The organism is Caulobacter segnis (assembly GCF_023935105.1).
Taxonomy (GTDB): domain Bacteria; phylum Pseudomonadota; class Alphaproteobacteria; order Caulobacterales; family Caulobacteraceae; genus Caulobacter; species Caulobacter segnis_B.
Map to the genome: position 1 here is coordinate 1,116,399 of NZ_CP096040.1, position 14,864 is coordinate 1,131,262.

At 69.4% G+C, this 14,864-nt stretch carries 14 protein-coding genes; 5 read left to right on the forward strand and 9 right to left on the reverse strand.

Annotated elements, in window-relative coordinates; translation table 11 throughout:
* Positions 1 to 29 precede the first annotated feature (29 nt).
* From MZV50_RS05495 to MZV50_RS05510, 3 genes are all read right to left on the reverse strand, one after another.
* Entirely contained in the window at positions 30 to 1,184 is a 1,155-nt protein-coding gene (locus MZV50_RS05495; RefSeq protein ID WP_252635185.1) for an aromatic ring-hydroxylating oxygenase subunit alpha, read from the reverse strand.
* Positions 1,185 to 1,305: 121 nt separating this feature from the next.
* A complete protein-coding gene (locus MZV50_RS05505; protein ID WP_252633412.1) occupies positions 1,306 to 2,937 on the reverse strand; it encodes a phytoene desaturase family protein in 1,632 nt (543 codons plus the stop codon).
* Between the two features lie 100 nt (positions 2,938 to 3,037).
* Positions 3,038 to 3,679 carry a glutathione S-transferase family protein gene (locus MZV50_RS05510; protein WP_252633413.1) on the reverse strand — a complete coding sequence of 214 codons (642 nt, stop codon included), beginning with the start codon at positions 3,677 to 3,679 and terminating at the stop codon, positions 3,038 to 3,040.
* 103 nt (positions 3,680 to 3,782) lie between these two features.
* On the opposite strand from MZV50_RS05510, the gene MZV50_RS05515 reads away from it, so the two are divergent.
* The gene (locus tag MZV50_RS05515; RefSeq protein ID WP_252633414.1) at positions 3,783 to 4,349 is read left to right on the forward strand and encodes a TetR/AcrR family transcriptional regulator; all 567 of its coding nucleotides are present in this window, start codon (positions 3,783 to 3,785) and stop codon (positions 4,347 to 4,349) included.
* 116 nt (positions 4,350 to 4,465) lie between these two features.
* On the opposite strand, the gene MZV50_RS05520 is transcribed toward MZV50_RS05515, so the two are convergent.
* From MZV50_RS05520 to MZV50_RS05530, 3 genes are all read right to left on the reverse strand, one after another.
* Positions 4,466 to 5,407 (reverse strand): alpha/beta hydrolase, encoded by a 942-nt coding sequence (locus MZV50_RS05520; protein ID WP_252633416.1) that lies wholly within the window; start codon positions 5,405 to 5,407, stop codon positions 4,466 to 4,468.
* Between the two features lie 136 nt (positions 5,408 to 5,543).
* The gene (locus tag MZV50_RS05525) at positions 5,544 to 8,612 is read right to left on the reverse strand and encodes an efflux RND transporter permease subunit (protein ID WP_252633417.1); all 3,069 of its coding nucleotides are present in this window, start codon (positions 8,610 to 8,612) and stop codon (positions 5,544 to 5,546) included.
* Between the two features lie 3 nt (positions 8,613 to 8,615).
* Positions 8,616 to 9,707: an efflux RND transporter periplasmic adaptor subunit gene (locus MZV50_RS05530; RefSeq protein ID WP_252633418.1), complete on the reverse strand. Its 1,092-nt coding sequence runs from the start codon at positions 9,705 to 9,707 to the stop codon at positions 8,616 to 8,618.
* An 84-nt stretch (positions 9,708 to 9,791) separates the two neighbouring features.
* Between MZV50_RS05530 and MZV50_RS05535 the strand changes: the two genes are divergently transcribed.
* Together MZV50_RS05535 and MZV50_RS05540 are read left to right on the forward strand one after the other, a co-directional pair.
* Positions 9,792 to 10,424 (forward strand): TetR/AcrR family transcriptional regulator, encoded by a 633-nt coding sequence (locus MZV50_RS05535; RefSeq protein WP_252633420.1) that lies wholly within the window; start codon positions 9,792 to 9,794, stop codon positions 10,422 to 10,424.
* 50 nt (positions 10,425 to 10,474) lie between these two features.
* Entirely contained in the window at positions 10,475 to 10,687 is a 213-nt protein-coding gene (locus tag MZV50_RS05540) for a hypothetical protein (RefSeq protein ID WP_252633421.1), read from the forward strand.
* Between the two features lie 144 nt (positions 10,688 to 10,831).
* Here MZV50_RS05540 and MZV50_RS05545 read toward each other — a convergent pair whose 3' ends face one another.
* Complete coding sequence (locus MZV50_RS05545) at positions 10,832 to 11,194, reverse strand: nuclear transport factor 2 family protein (RefSeq protein ID WP_252633422.1); 363 nt, start codon at positions 11,192 to 11,194, stop codon at positions 10,832 to 10,834.
* An 11-nt stretch (positions 11,195 to 11,205) separates the two neighbouring features.
* Positions 11,206 to 11,961: an SDR family NAD(P)-dependent oxidoreductase gene (locus MZV50_RS05550; RefSeq protein ID WP_252633424.1), complete on the reverse strand. Its 756-nt coding sequence runs from the start codon at positions 11,959 to 11,961 to the stop codon at positions 11,206 to 11,208.
* Between the two features lie 116 nt (positions 11,962 to 12,077).
* On the opposite strand from MZV50_RS05550, the gene MZV50_RS05555 reads away from it, so the two are divergent.
* On the forward strand, positions 12,078 to 12,983 hold the full coding sequence (locus MZV50_RS05555; RefSeq protein WP_252633425.1) for a LysR substrate-binding domain-containing protein: 906 nt from the start codon (positions 12,078 to 12,080) through the stop codon (positions 12,981 to 12,983).
* Here the strand turns inward: MZV50_RS05555 and MZV50_RS05560 are convergent.
* Positions 12,958 to 14,388 (reverse strand): aminotransferase-like domain-containing protein, encoded by a 1,431-nt coding sequence (locus tag MZV50_RS05560; RefSeq protein ID WP_252635186.1) that lies wholly within the window; start codon positions 14,386 to 14,388, stop codon positions 12,958 to 12,960. The two genes, MZV50_RS05555 and MZV50_RS05560, sit on opposite strands and share 26 nt — an antisense overlap.
* Between MZV50_RS05560 and MZV50_RS05565 the strand changes: the two genes are divergently transcribed.
* On the forward strand, positions 14,387 to 14,797 hold the full coding sequence (locus tag MZV50_RS05565) for a DUF983 domain-containing protein (RefSeq protein ID WP_252633427.1): 411 nt from the start codon (positions 14,387 to 14,389) through the stop codon (positions 14,795 to 14,797). The genes MZV50_RS05560 and MZV50_RS05565 overlap by 2 nt on opposite strands.
* Positions 14,798 to 14,864: the final 67 nt, after the last annotated feature.

A 14,864-nucleotide genomic window follows, 5' to 3' on the forward strand; every position in this document is an offset into this window, starting at 1 on the left:
CACACGGTGATCTTGCTGGAGAAAGATGTTCACCAGCCCTCCGGCGGCCTCTGCAGTCGGCTTTCCGGAATCAGCGCCCGCATCTTCCGGCCAAAGCTTCTCAGGGAGACCTCGCTGGTCGCCAGCGGCCCGGCCGTGAACGTGCGCGAGGCCATGCCCTGCTGCACGCGGGCCACCAGTTCGGTGTCCTCGGTGTTGACCTGGCGGTTGATGCGCCAGTTCAGATAGCGCGCCGCCTTCATCTCGCGGCGCGCGTCGGGCAGGGCGTAGGCGATCTCGCGGATCATCGTCTGGGTGGCCGAGACCGGGATGAATTGCATGAAGTCCACCTGGTCCGGATAGATGTCGAAGGCGAAGTTCGGCCACAGCTTGAAATAGGTCCACAGCCGCTTGCGGTCGGCCGGCAGGTGTTCGACGTCGGGCAGCAGGTCCTGGTAGAGGCGCTCGGACGGACTGTCCGACGGTTCATCGATCAGCTGGCCCCACATCTTGTCGACGAAGGTCTTGGCCTCGACGCCATAGCCCTTGCCGAACAGCCGCGTCAGGCCGGGGTGGGCGACCGGGATGTGCAGCCCGTCCGAATAGTTGTCGCTGATATTCTTCCAGTTCACCGCGCGCGGCCGCAGGGTGACCCGGCCGAACGGCTGCAGGTCCTCGAAGCGGTAGTGCGCGACCTCGTCCTCGTAGGGGGCCATCATGGTGGCGACGGACGGGCCGTCTCCCCCCTGTTGGTGTTTGGCGATCCGGAGGAAGACGAAGCCGCGCCAGATCTCGGTCTCGATCCGGGACAGGCCCTGCTGGGCCATGTCCAGCGCCGGATAGTCGTCCCGCATCGGGACGCCGATCAGCCGGCCCTCCAAGTCGTAGGTCCAGGCGTGATAGGGACAGACGATCCGCCCGCAGCGGCCGACGGGGCCGTCCAGCAGCCGCGCGCCGCGGTGGCGGCAGACATTGGCGAAGGCGCGCACGCCGCCGTCCTTGCCCCGAACCACGACCAGGCTCTCGCCGACGACGTCGAAGGTATGGAAGTCGCCCGCCTGGGGGATGTCGTTCAGGTGGCAGACGATCTGCCACGACGGGCGGAAGATCTTGTCCTGCTCCTCGCGGAAGAAGCGCTCGGAATGATAGATCCAGCCGGGCAGACCCCAATCGGCTTGCGGGTCGTCGTTGGGGATCTGGGTCACTTGCCCCCTCCGCGCTGCGCGCTCCTCCCCCGCAGGGGGAAGAAGGTCGCGGGCCTCCTTCTGCCCCCTTTGGGGGCGGACGACCGCGAAGCGGTCAGGTGGGGGCAAGTGCTGAGCATGATCACCGCCCCACCACCGACAGCTTCACGGCCGTGGCGAAGTCCTTGTCGCGCAGGATCTCGCGCGCGGCGTTGCGGCCCGGATTGCCCGACACCCCGCCGCCGGGATGCGTGCCGGCCCCGCACATGTAGAGGCCGGCGATCGGGGCGCGGTGGCTGGCGTGGCCCAGGAACGGGCGGGTGGCCCACAGCTGATCCAGCGACATGTGGCCGTGCATGATGTCGCCGCCGATCAGGCCGAACTTGCGCTCCAGGTCCAGGGGCGACAGCAGGGTGCGGCCCAGCACCGAGGCCTTGAAGCCCGGGGCCCACTTCTCGACGGTGTCGATGATCAGGTCGGCGGCGGCCTCGCGCTCGTCGTCCCACGAGCGGCCGTTCGGCAGGGTGGGCGCGAACTGCTGGCAGAACAGGCTGGCCACGTGCTGGCCCGGAGGGGCCAGGGAGGTGTCGATGGTCGAGGGGATCAGCATCTCGACGATCGGGGCCTTGCTGATCCCGTCCGCTTTCGCATCGCGATAGGCCGCGTCCATGTAGTCCAGGCTGGGGGCGATCACGACGCCCGACTGATGATGCTCGGCGGTCTCGCGGCCCGGCAGGCAGGTGAAGCTGGGCAGCTCCGACAGGGCCACGTTCATGCGGAAGGTGCCCGAGCCGTTCTTGTAGCCGTCGACGGCCTTGCGGAAGTCGGCGGCCAGGGCCGAGGGCGGAACCAGCTTCTTGTAGAGCAGGGCGGGATTGACGTTGGCGCTGACGATCGGGGCCATGACCCGGCGGCCGTCGACCAACTGGACGCCGACGGCCTTCTTGCCGTCCACCTGAACGGCCTCGACCGGCGCATCCAGCAGGATCTCGACGCCGGCCGCTTCGCAGGCCTTCCCCATGGCCTGGGTAATCGCGCCCATGCCGCCGACCGCGTGGCCCCAGGCGCCCTTCTTGCCGTTCACCTCGCCGAAGGTGTGATGCAGCAGGACATAGGCCGAGCCGGGCGTATCGGGGCTGGCGAAGTTGCCGACCACGGCGTCGAAGCCGAAGGCGGCCTTGACCGGATCGCTCTCGAACCAGCCGTCCAGCACGTCGCGGGCGCTCTTGGTGAACAGGTCCAAGAGGTCGCGCTTGCGCTCGCGCGACAGCATGGCCAGACGCCCGCCCTGGCGCAGGGCGCGCAGCAGGCCCGGCAGGCCGTCGCCCAGGTTCGGCGGCGTCTCCTGGGCGAAGTCGCGCAGCACGTCGCCGATCTCGTCCAGCATGGCGTAGTAGGCCGGCAGCACCTCGGCGTCGCGGCGGCTGAACTTGCGGAATTCCTCCTGGGTGCGCTCCAGGCCCCCACCCAGCTTCAGATATTTGTCGTCCGACAGCGGCAGGAAGTTCGAGATCGGCCGTTCCAGGAAGGTCAGGCCGTAGTCGCGCAGGCCCATGTCGGCGATCACGCGCGGGTTCAGCAGGCTGACGGTATAGCTGGCTACGGAGTTGCGGAAGCCGGGGTGGAACTCCTCGGTCACCGCCGCCCCGCCGACCACGCCCCGCGCCTCGCAGACCGTGACCTTCAAGCCGGCCTTGGCCAGGTAGAAGGCGCAGACCAGGCCGTTGTGACCCCCGCCGATGATCACGGCGTCGCGCGTGGTGGTGACGGACATCGGCGCTCTCCCCAGAGTATGGGGGAAGGTTGCTATACGATCGTATAATAGGCAAGGGGCTGATGCTCCCCCGCGTCGCGGGAGAGCATCCATACGCCGACTAGGCCGCCTTCACGCTGGGCCGTTCCTGCACCCGCGTCCGCCAGGCCGAGAGCGCCGTGCAGTCCTCGGGCACGTCGAGCTTGGCGAAGCCGGCGAAGACCAGGCCGCCCAGCACGGTGATGTCGGCCATCGAGAACTGGTCGCCGGCCACATAGGGCTGGTCGCGCAGGATCTGGTCGAAGTAGCGCATTCCCGCCACGGCGCGGTCGCCCTGCTTGCGGCCGAAGGCGTCGCGGCCGGTCCAGACGGTCTTCTTGCCGTCCTCGATCTTCGGGCCCAGGCCGGGGGTGGCGTAGTGGAAGTAGTCGGCGACCGCGTCGATCAACTCGGCTTCAGCGCGCTTCTGCATCATGTGGATGACGGCCTTGTCGCGCGGCGTGGCTCCGGTCAGGGCCGGCTTGCCGTCCAGGTGGTCGACGTACTCGGTGATGGCCGTGCACTCGGAAATGTAGACGCCGTCCTCGAGCTCCAGCACCGGCACGGTTCCGGAGGGGTTCTTGGCCAGGAAGGCGTCTTCCTTGTGCTCGCCGCCCAGCAGGTCGACCTTCACGAACTCGACCTGGTCGGTCAGGCCCTTTTCGGCCAGGGCGATCCGCACGCGCAGCGGGTTCGGGAAGCCGGGAACGTCGTAGATCTTCATGATGTCCTCCATTTATCTACCTATCGATAGGTAGATACGAAATCGGCATAGAGGCTTCCGTCGGCGGCTGTCAACGTCTATCTACTGATAGGTAGGAGTGACCATGGCGACCAACGACACCCGCGAGACCATCCTGGCGGCCGCCCAGGCCACGGTGCAGGCCAGGGGCTACAACGCCCTGAGCTTCCGCGAGCTGGCCAAGGACGTCGGCATCAAGAGCGCCAGCATCCACTACTACTTCCCGACCAAGGGTGACCTGGGGGCCGAGCTGGCGCGGCGCTACACCGACAACGCGGTCGGCTATTTCGAGCAGCTGATCGCCAAGGGCGGGCCGATCGACGAGACCTTCGCGCGCTACGTGGCGGTGTTTCGCGCCGCGCTGCAGAACGACAACCGCATGTGCCTGTACGGGGTGATGGCGGCCGAATACGGCGACCTTCCGGAGACGGTGCGGACCGAGGTCGACGCCTTCAGCGAGGCCAACGTCCGCTGGCTGGTTCGTCTGCTCGGCCCGCGCCACCCGGAGTTGGACACGGCGGTCCTTCGCGACCGCGCCCTGGCCATCTTCGCCGCCATCGAGGGCGCCCAGCTGGTGGCGCGGGGGCGAGGGGACATCGCGGTGTTCGACCAGACCATGGCGGCCTACCGGGCGGCGAGCCTGACGCCTTAAGGGGATCTCGTGATCCGCCCCACCCCGGTCGCGACTCAGGAAAGCGGACGTTGCGACGGGATGTTTCGGGCCGGAAGCGGCCGTCCATTTTCAGGGGCGGCCGAGACTGGAGCCGATCACGCCTTCAGATAAAGCCACTGCAGGCCCTGCATCAGGCCGATCGGGAAGGTGGTTTCGTGGAAGCCGTCTTCCACGACGTTTGTTCTGATCTCCAGCCCCGGATAGGCGCGGCTCTTCAGGATCGCCGCGAGCCGCGCCTGGTCGGCGACCATGTCGTTGTCGCAATCGGCGCATCCGCCGGGGCCGGGATGTTCCCGCGAACCCGTCGCCAAATAGATCCGGGCCGGCAGATCCTTGTGGCTCGCCGCGTAGGCCGCCTCGCTTCGCAGGACCGCGCGGTCGGCGAACCAGATCGAAGGGCTAGTCAGGATGTAGTTGCGAAACAGTTCCGGCTCATGGAACGCCACCCACAGTCCAAAAAGGCCCCCATAGGACTGTCCCGCCAAGGTGCGGTCGGCGCGATCGACGCGATAGCGGGTCTCCACCAGCGGCATCGCCGCCTGCTTGAGGAAGGTGAAGAAGGCTTCGCCGCCGCCTGTGACGCCGTTGATCTCATGATCGCGCCACGGCGTCAGGTCGCGTCTGCGGCTGTCGGCGGGAATCTCGCCCCGCGCGTACGACAGACCGACGATGATGAACTCACGAAACCGCCCATGATTGAAAGGCACGCGCGTCAGCCCTGAAGCGACCTGGAAGGTGTAAGGGCCGTCGGTGAGATAGAGCACGGGGTACCGGCGGTTCGCATTCTCGGGCTTGTCGTACCCGGGCGGGGTCTTGACGTAGATTTCGTAATCCCGTCCCGAGACGGTCGAGCGCAGCGGGATGACCGTGCTGTTCTCGATGACGAAGCCGCCGACCGCGCTCGGCGCGCTAGCGCCAGCCGCGCCCGCGTCCCGTTCAGCGACGGGCCCCTTGATGGCGGTGGGGCGTCGCGTATCACCGCACGCACTCAGGATCAGGGCCGCCGCGAGGATCGCTAACCTGGGGGAAAAACGCATGGATGCCACCTGACGCACTTCGGAGAGCGGATCAGTACAGCCTTGGCGGCCCAAGGCGAGGCGCCGAAACCAGCTATCCCCAGGGATCTCGCAGGGGCGGGAATGACGAGCATTGGGGGATTGTGGCGTGCGAGCCCTACACCCGCTCGGCCTTCCCCCGCGCCGTCAGCCAGTACATCACCGGCGTCGCCACGCGGCTCAGCAGGGTGCTGGTCACCAGGCCGCCGATGATGGCGATGGCCAGGGGCGAATAGAGGCCCGAGCGCTCGAAGGCCAGCGGCAGCAGGCCGCCGATCGCCGTCACCGAGGTCAGCAGCACGGGCAGGAAGCGGACCTCGCCGGCCTTCTCGATGGCGTCGTGCAGGTTCATGCCCTCGCGGCGCAGCTGTTCGGTGAAGTCGACCAGCAGGATCGAGTTCTTGATCTCGATGCCGATCAGGGCGATCAGCCCGATCGTCGCCGTGAACGACAGCGAGTAGCCGGTCAGGGCCAGGGCCAGCACCGCGCCGAACACCCCGAACGGGATGATGCCGGCGACCACGATGGCGGTCTTGAACTTCTGGAACTCCAGAACGAGCACGGCCAGGATACCGAACACCGCCACCAGCACCGCCGCGCCCAGGCCCGCGAAGCTTTCCGAGGCGGCCTCGGCCTCGCCGCCCAGCGACATGCGGTAGCCGGGGGGCAGGGGCAGGTCCTTCTGCAGCCGCGCCACCGCGTCCTGGGTCACGCCCGAGGCCAGGAAGCCGGTGCGGACATAGGAGCTGATGGTCACGGTCCGCTCGCGGTCGAAGCGATCGATGCGCGAAGGGCTGGACTTGAGCCTGGGCGTGGCGATGGCGTCCAGCGGCGCGGCCAGGCCGTCGGCGGTCGGGACATAGACGCCCTTCAGCGCCGACAGCGGATTGCGCGGCGCGCCGTCGGCCTGGACCATCGGCAGCCGCACCTTGACCGCGTAGTCGTCGCCGTCGGGATCGCGGAAGCGGCCGGTTTCCTCTCCCGACAGGGCCAGGCGGGCGATGCGCCGGGCCGCGCCGGCCGGCACGCCCAGGGCGGCGGCCTTGGCCTCGTCGACGCCAAGGTCGAGGTCGGTGCGGTCCAGGCGCACGGGGTTGGTGACATCGCGCGTGCCGGGCGTGGCCTTGAGGATCGCCTCGGCCCGCGCCGATAGCGCCTTCAGCACGTCCAGGTTCTGGCCGGTCAGGCGGATGGCGACCGGCGCGTCGATCGGCGGACCGTTCTCGAAGGTCTGGACGCTGATCCGCGCGCCGGGGAAGGCGTTGAAGTCCTTGCGCAGCCGGTCCAGCACCTGCTCGCTGCGACCTGGCTCCCACCGCTTCAGGCTGACGAACACCTCGGCGAAGGTGGTCGAGCTCTCGCGCTGGCTGCGGTTGTAGAAGATCTGCGGATTGCCCCGCCCCAGGTTCGAGGCCTCCCAGATCACGTCCGGCTCCTGCTTCAGGCGCCTCTCGACATAGCGCAGCACGCGGTCGGTGCGGGCCAGGGACGAGCCGTCGGGCGTCTCGATGCGGATCAGGAACTGCGGGGTCTCGGCCGAGGGGAACAGGCTGGAGCCGATCAGCTTCACCAGCGGCAAGGTCGTCAGGCAGATGGCCAGCAGGATGGCCAGGGTCAGCCACGGCCGCGCCAGGGCCCGGTGCAGCACCGGCCGGTAGAAGCGGTGGATGCCGTCGTTGACCGCCCGCAGCAGGGCGTTGCCCTCCGGATCGGAGTGCTTGTCCAGCAGGCGGCTGGCCAGGAACGGGATGATGGTCATCGAGACCAGCAGCGAGGCGGCGATGGTGCACAGCACCGTCACCGGCAGCGACTTGATATAGGCCCCCGAGCCGGCCGGCAGGGCCATCAGCGGCAGGAAGGCCAGCATCAGGGTCGCCGTGCAGCCCAGCACCGCCAGGCTGATCTGGCGCGTGCCGTTGATCGCCGCCTCGACCCGGTCCTCGCCCTCGCGCACCCGGCGGGCGATGTTCTCGGTGATGACGATGCTGTCGTCGACCAAGAGGCCCAGGGCCAGCACGAAACCGGCGATCGACAACTGGTTCAGGGTGAAGCCGAACGCCTGCAGCAGGGTCAGGCCGATCAGCAGGCTCAGCGGGATCGAGACCATCACCACGACCCCGGCGCGCGGGCCCAGCGGCAGCAGGGTGATCAGCACCAGCGCCAGGGCGATGCCGAAGTCGCGGAACAGGTTGTTCAGCCGGTGCTTGACGTTCTCGGCCTGGACGAAGCCGCGCTGCATCTTCACGCCGGCCGGCAGGGTCTTCTCGTAGTCATCCAGCACCGCCTGCACGGCCTTGGTGATCTTGGCGACGTCCTGGCCGTCCTTCTGGGTCACGGTCAGGAACACGGCGCGCTGGCCGTTGAAGCGGGTCAGGTGCGAGGGCTCCTGCTGGGCCCAGGCCACGGTGGCGACGTCGCGCACGCGGGTCACCTGGCCGCCGATCGAGCGCACCGGCGTGTTGGCCACGGTCGAGAGATTCCGGAAGGCCCCGCCGGACTTGACGTTGAAGCGTCGCTCGCCGGCCTGGACGGCGCCGATGGGCGCTTCGGCCCCCGCCTGCTTCAGGGCGTCGGCGACCGAGGTCGCGGGCAGTTTCAGGGCCGAGAGGCGGGCCAGGTCCAGGGTCACCTGCACCTCCGACGGCGGCGCGCCCCAGTACTTGGCCTCGCGCACGCCCGCCACGCGGTCCAGCCGCTCGCGCAGGCGGTCGGCGGTCTTCTCCAGCCGCCGCATCGGCAGGATGTCCGAGGTCAGGGCCACCTGGACGATCGACACTTCCGAGGTGCGCACCCGCTGGATGTCGAGCAGGGTGAGGCCGGCCGGCAGGTTGCCGCGGATGGCGTTCACCTCGCGGACGACCTGGTCGTACTTGCGCTCGGCGTCGACGTCCCAGGTGAAGTGGACGCGGACCGTGGCCGCGCCGTCCAGGCTGGTCGACTCGACCTTGTCGATGTTGTCGAGGCCGTCGACGGCGTCCTCGATCGGGTCGACGACCAGCTGCTCCATCTCCGACGGCTCGGCGCCGGGTAGGACGGCGCGGACGATGACGATCGGGGTGGGGAAGTGCGGGTCCTCGGACCTGGGCACGTTCAGGAAGGCGTTGATCCCCAGCATCACCAGCAGGCCGAAGGCCACCAGGGTGAATTGCCAGCGACGGACGGCGAAGGTCGCGAGGTCGAACGTCACGGTCTAGCGGCCCAGATGGGTGGGGTCGACGACGCGCACTGCCTCGCCGTCGGCGACGAAGCCGGCCCCGGCGGTGATCACCTGGGTTCCGTCCGGCAGGCCCGCCACCAGGGCGTCGTCGCCGTCGAAACCACCGAACGTCACGGCCGTCCGGCGGGCCTTGCCGCGATCGAAGCGGTAGACGAAGCCGCGCTGGCCGCTGGCTTCCAGCATCGCCTCGGCCGGGATGCGGGAGAAGGTGGCGGCCTGGGCGGGCGCGGCGCGGACCTGGAGGGTGGCGTGGGCCACCTGGCCGCTGCGCAGGGCGGGCGGCGGGGCGGAAAGCTCGATCTCGACGGCGATGGCGCCGGTGCGGGTGTCGGCGGCCTCGCCGACGCGGGTGACGCGGCCGGACAGGGCCTGGTTTCCCAGATCCTCGACCATCACCTGGGCCGTGTCGCCGACCCGGACCCGGGCCGCCTCGCGGGCGGCCAGCGGCAGGCGCAGCACGAGCGGGCTGGACAGGTCGGCGACCCGCGCCACCACCTGGCCGGCGGCCACCACCTCGCCCGCCTGGGCCCGGCGCTCCAAAACGACGCCCGACACCGGCGAGACCAGGCTGGCCCATCGGCGGTCGAAGCGGGCGGCGTCGTAAGACGCCTGGGCGGCCTTCAGCGCGCTCTGGCGGTCGTCGATGCGCTGGCGGCTGACATAGCCCTTGTCGAACAGAGCCCGGTCGCGCTCGACGTCGCGACGGGCCCGTTCCAGGTCGGCGGCGGTCTGCTGCTGGCGGGCGTCGACGCCCGCCGGGTCGATCGCGGCGATGGCCTGGCCGGCCCGGATGCTGTCACCGGCCTCGACCCGCATGGCGGTCAGGACGCCGGGGATGCGGAACGACAGCGCCATCTCGCGGCGGCGCTCCAGCGTGCCGGCGCCGGTGACGGTTCCGGACGCCCCGGGGGCGGCCACCCGGGCGGCCTCGACCGGCGTCGGGGCGATCGGTTCTTCGGCCTTGGGCTTGCCGCCGCAACCGGCCAGCGCGCCCGCGGCGAGCAGCGCTCCCAAGGCAAGCATGGGCGAGGCCAGCAACCGAGTCCGCCACATAAGCTGTTCCAAATCGATCGGTGATAAGTTATCAGTGATCGACAATGCGTTCTTGTCAAGCTCCGATAGCGGTGGTCAACGACCCGAATGTCTTCGATGCGTACCCCCAGGACCCGGTCCCCGCGTAAGCCCAAGGGGCAGGGCGCCGAGCGCCGCGAGGAGATCCTCGACGCCGCCCAGACTCTGTTCGCCCAGAAGGGCGTCCATGCCGTCTCGACCCGCCAGATCGCCGAGATCGCCGGCATCTCGCAGCCGGCCCTCTACGCCTATTTCACCACCAAGGACGACATCGCCGCCGAACTGTGCGTGCGCGCCTTCGCCATCCTGGGCCAGCGGATGGCCGACGCGCGGGTCGGCTACACCCCCACGCCCGAGAACTTCGAGCGCTGTCTGCGGGTCTATATCGACTTCGGCCTGGACCATCCCGACGCCTATCGCGTGGCCTTCATGCTGGAGAAGAGCGTCGACGGCAGCTTCCTGCAAAAGACCGGCGATCGGCCGATGATCGCCGGCAAGCAGGTCTTCCAGGTCTTCGTCGAGATGGTCGGCGAGCTGCACGCCAAGGGGCGGATGGCCGGCGACGACGCGATGGCCGCGACCCAGGCGCTGTGGGCGGGCCTGCACGGCCTGGTCTCGCTGCTGATCGCCCGGCCGGAGTTCCCGTGGGTCGAGCGCGAGCAGTTGATCGCGACCCATGTGGCCATGCTGCGGCGTGGAGCGTTGAAGTAGAGGCCTCGCGCCTCTAAGTGACGCCCTCGCTCTTTCGGGAAGGATCACCCATGGCCAAGCTCCTGCCGCTCCAATCGTTCAGCCTGCAGGAGACCGAGGACGGCTACCGCCTGCTGGTCTCGGCCATCGGCGGCGAGTCGCTCTATGTCTCGATCACCCCCGACCAGATGGACGACATCATCGACAGCCTCGAGAACGCCATGGGCGGCGAGGGCGAGGGTGAAGAAGGCGCCGAGGGGAACGAGGACGACGTCGAGTACTGAGCTCCAAATCCGTCTCCCCGGCGAAAGCCGGGGCCCAGATCTCATTGCGCTGGGGATGATTGGACGGGCGCGGCGCTCTCTAGAACCTACCCCAGCGCTCTTCCAGCTGGGCCCCGGCTTTCGCCGGGGAAGCCGGTTGGGGAGCTACTTATCCTCCCCGTCCAGGAACACGTAGATCGCCGCGATCCTGCCGTCGCGGACCAGGATGAAGTCGTGGCCCGCGTAGCGCGGCGGTTCGCCGGGAGGGCCCGAGACCCATGACAGTCGACCGGCGTCGTGGCTGGCCTGAGCCGGCGAGGTTTCGGTGTAGGCGAAGGTCGGATGACCGGCCCGGATGATCCCGGCGATACGATCGATCGCCTCGCGGCCCCGGTGGCTGTCGCCGTTCGGGCCGTGGAACACCGCGTCCTCGGCGTAGAGGGCGTCGATCGCGGCCCGGCGGCGGGCCGGATCGCCCTCGCCGAACACCTCATGCAGATTGCGGATCAGCAGTTGTTCGATGGTCATGGCGTTTCTCCTCAGACCTGGGTCATGCCGCCGTCGACGAACAGCTCGGCGCCGGCGATGAAGCTGGCGTCGCTGGACGCCAGGAAGGTGACGGCCTTGGCGATCTCGGACGGGTCGCCGACGCGGCCCAGCGGGATCTGGCTGGCCATGAAGTCCAGGAGGCCTTGCTGGGCCGCCGCGTCGGTCCCGGCCAGCTCGACCAGGCCCGGCGTCTTGATCGGCCCGGGCGAGACGACGTTGACACGGATCTGGCGGTCCTTCAGGTCGGCGGTCCAGCCGCGCGCCAGGTTGCGCACCGCGGCCTTGCTGGCGCTGTAGACGCTGAAGGCGGGCGTGCCCTGCACCGCCGCCGTCGAGCCCATCAGCACGATCGCGCCGCCGTCGCGCAGCAGCGGCAGGGCCTTTTGCACGGTGAAGATCACGCCCTTCACGTTGCGGCCGAAGATGTCGTCGTAGTGCTCTTCGGTGATCGCGCCCAGCGGCAGCATGTTTCCGCCGCCGGCGTTGGGGACCAGCACGTCGATATGGGCGTGGCGCTGTTGGATGACGTCGTACAGCCGGTCCAGGTCGGCCAACTTGGAGGCGTCGCCCTGGACGCCGGTCACGTCGCCGCCGATCGCCTTCACGGCGGCGGCCAGCTCGGCCTCGCGGCGACCGGTCACGTAGACCGAGGCGCCCAGTTCGGAAAAGCGCTTGGCCGTGGCCAGGCCGATGCCGCTGGCGCCGCCGGTCACCACGACGACCTTGTTCTCGAAAGTCTTGCTCATGTTCGTCTCCTTGGTTTCGCCGGCGGGGCGTCCGTCGGTGGAAACAAGATGCATTCGGGACAGAAAGCGGAGTAGACGGGTAAATCGGCTTTCAGCGTTCCATAAATGAGACAATCATGGCCGTCGATCTCAACGACTACGTCCTGTTCGCCGAGGTGGTGGCGCATGGCGGCTTCGCGGCGGCGGGGCGGGCCCTGCGCCAGCCGAAGTCGACCCTGAGCCGTCGCATCGCCGCCCTGGAAGCGCGGCTGGGCGTGCGGCTGATCGAGCGCTCGACCCGCCGCTTTCGGGTCACCGAAGTCGGCCAGGCCTTTCACGAGCGCTGCCGCCTCCTGATGCTGGACGCCCAGCAGGCCGACGCGGTGGTCGCCGAGGCGCTGAGCGAGCCGCATGGTCTGGTGCGCTGCAGCTGTCCGGTCGGGCTGGTCGAGGCGCTGTCGCCAACCTTCCAGGCCTATATGGCGCGCTATCCCAAGGTGCGGCTGCAGGTGGTGGCCATCGACCGGCCGGTCGACCTGATCGCCGAGCGCATCGACCTGGCCGTGCGGGTGCGCCTGACCCTGGACACCGATGCGGCCCTGACCCTGCGCACCCTGGGGCGCTCGACCCGGATCCTGGTGGCCGACCCGCGCCTGGCGATGCGCTGCGCTGGCCAGCCGCTGTCGTTCCTGGCCGAAGCGCCGACCCTCAGCCCCACCGACCAGATCGGCGAGTTGGCGTGGGAACTGGTCAACGCCGAGGGCGAGGCGCGGACCGTCACCCACACGCCGCGCATGACCTGCGGCGACTTCGGCGCCTTGCGCGACGCGGCGGCGGCCGGGCTGGGCGTGGCTTTCCTGCCCGACCATGCGTGCCGTGACCTGATGGAGAGCGGCCGCCTCGTGCGGGTGTTTCCGGACTGGAGCAGTCGGGTCGGCATCGTCCACGTGGTCTTCACCACCCGGCGCGGTCTGCCGCCCGCCGTCCGCGCCCTGATCGATCAGCTGGCCGAGGCGTTCAAACGGGGTGGACTGACGGACTAGTCAGGACCCGCAGCTCGGTCAGGGCCCTGCTCAGCATCGCCCGCTTGCCCGCCGCGCCCAGCGAGATCCGCAGGCCTTCGCCGAGCGCGCCCGGGGCCCGGAATGCGTCCGCCCCGACCAGGGCCAGGCCGCGCTCTCGCGCCGCCGGGCTGGCCGTCGCGCCGGGCAACCAGACGTGCAGGCTCTCGGGTCCGCCCACCGCCGCCGGCAGCAGGTCCGCCGCGAGGGCGCGTCGCGCCACGGCCTCTTCCCGCACCCCCGCAAGCACCCGCGCGGCGACGCCCCCGCGGATCCAGTGGGTGACGACCGCGGCCATCAGCGGCGCGGGCATCTGGGCGATTGCGTGCAGCGCCGCCGCAAAGCCTTCGGCCTGGCCGGGCGGGGCGACGACATAGGCCAGGCGTAGGCCGGGCGACAGAGCCTTGGCGGTGGTGGCGACGTGGAACACGCCCTCCGGCCACAGGCTGGCCAGGGCGGGCATGGGCGCGGCCGGCAGCAGGCCGTAGGCGTCGTCCTCGATGATCGTCACCCCGGCCGCGCGGGCGATGTCGATGATCGCCCGCCGCCGTTCCAGGCTCATCGTCGCCCCTGTCGGGTTCTGGAAGGTCGGGGTGCAGCACAGCAGGCGCGGCTGATGCTCGGCGATCAGTCGTTCCAGGGCGTCGGGCGCCAGGCCCTCGGCGTCCAGCGGGGCGGCGATCACCCGAAGCCCACGCCGGGCGGCGGTGGCCAAGAGGCCCGGATAGGCGAAGGCCTCCGCGAGGATCGCATCGCCCGGCGCGGTCAGGTGGTCCAGCAGGGCCGACAGCGTCGTCTGGGCGCCGCTGGCCACGACCACGCGGGCGGGATCGACCGGGCCCAACGCCGGCGCCAGCCAGGCCGCGCCGGCCGTGCGCTGGGCGAGAGAGCCCGCGCCGGGGTGATAGGCCATCAAGGTCGCCGGATCGGTGCGGGCCAGGATCGCGCCTGTCGTCTCACGCAGCAGCGCCGCCAGGTTCAGCCCCGCCGGCGGGGGCGGCAGGTTCATCGACAGGTCGACCAGCCCGGCCTCATTCTCGATCGTCCGTGAGCGGATGAATGTGCCACGTCCCGTCGTCCCCTCGATCAGGCCCCGCTCGCGGGCCAGGGCGTAGGCGCGGGTGACGGTGGTGAAGTCGATTCCGACAAGACGGGCGACCTCGCGCTGGGCTGGGATCTGGTCGCCGGCCTGCAGTTCGCCCTCGGCCACGGCGGCTTCCAGGGCGTCTGCGATCCGGCGATAGGCGGGGCCATCCAGCGCTCCGATCCGTCGCAACCACGCGGCGGCCGGATTCGGTGATCCCTTAGTTGTCGCCACGCGTCTATATCCATACATTACATGCGCAATGTATGGATCATTTCCGCGATTGTAGGAAGGGCCCCCGATGGCCGACGAACCGTTCTACGACTCCCCGACGCCGATCGAGGCGGGCCTGAGGTGCTGCTGCCCGCGCTGCGGCGAGGGCAAGCTGTTCCAGGGCTTCCTGAAGCTGGCGCCCCAATGTGACCGCTGCGGCCTGGACTATGGCTTCGCCGACCCGGCCGACGGTCCGGCCTTCTTCGTGATGAGCGGCGTCGGCATCGTGGTCACCGCCTTCTTCGCCTATGCCGAGGTCATGTGGCAGCCGCCGATCTGGGTGCACCTGGTGACCACCTTCCCGGCCCTGATCATCGGCTGCCTGGCCACCCTGCGCCCGGTGAAGAGCTGGCTGGTCGCCTCGCAGTACATCAACAAGGCCGAGGAAGGTCGCTTCGAAAGCCTGGGGCGGCACGACTACGATCCGCGGCGGCTGTAAAGCTTCAACCCCCGCTTCCCCCAATCCGCTTCCCCGGCGAAAGCCGGGGCCCAGATCTCAGGACGTT

Excerpts from the sequence above, each read along its gene's own strand:
- MZV50_RS05540 (WP_252633421.1), top strand. The coding sequence starts at position 10,475 with ATGGCCAAGCTCCTGCCGCTCCAATCGTTCAGCCTGCAGGAGACCGAG.
- MZV50_RS05535 (WP_252633420.1), top strand. The coding sequence starts at position 9,792 with ATGCGTACCCCCAGGACCCGGTCCCCGCGTAAGCCCAAGGGGCAGGGC.
- MZV50_RS05520 (WP_252633416.1), bottom strand. The coding sequence starts at position 5,407 with ATGCGTTTTTCCCCCAGGTTAGCGATCCTCGCGGCGGCCCTGATCCTG.
- MZV50_RS05510 (WP_252633413.1), bottom strand. The coding sequence starts at position 3,679 with ATGAAGATCTACGACGTTCCCGGCTTCCCGAACCCGCTGCGCGTGCGG.
- MZV50_RS05515 (WP_252633414.1), top strand. The coding sequence starts at position 3,783 with ATGGCGACCAACGACACCCGCGAGACCATCCTGGCGGCCGCCCAGGCC.
- MZV50_RS05545 (WP_252633422.1), bottom strand. The coding sequence starts at position 11,194 with ATGACCATCGAACAACTGCTGATCCGCAATCTGCATGAGGTGTTCGGC.
- MZV50_RS05565 (WP_252633427.1), top strand. The coding sequence starts at position 14,387 with ATGGCCGACGAACCGTTCTACGACTCCCCGACGCCGATCGAGGCGGGC.
- MZV50_RS05550 (WP_252633424.1), bottom strand. The coding sequence starts at position 11,961 with ATGAGCAAGACTTTCGAGAACAAGGTCGTCGTGGTGACCGGCGGCGCC.
- MZV50_RS05555 (WP_252633425.1), top strand. The coding sequence starts at position 12,078 with ATGGCCGTCGATCTCAACGACTACGTCCTGTTCGCCGAGGTGGTGGCG.
- MZV50_RS05505 (WP_252633412.1), bottom strand. The coding sequence starts at position 2,937 with ATGTCCGTCACCACCACGCGCGACGCCGTGATCATCGGCGGGGGTCAC.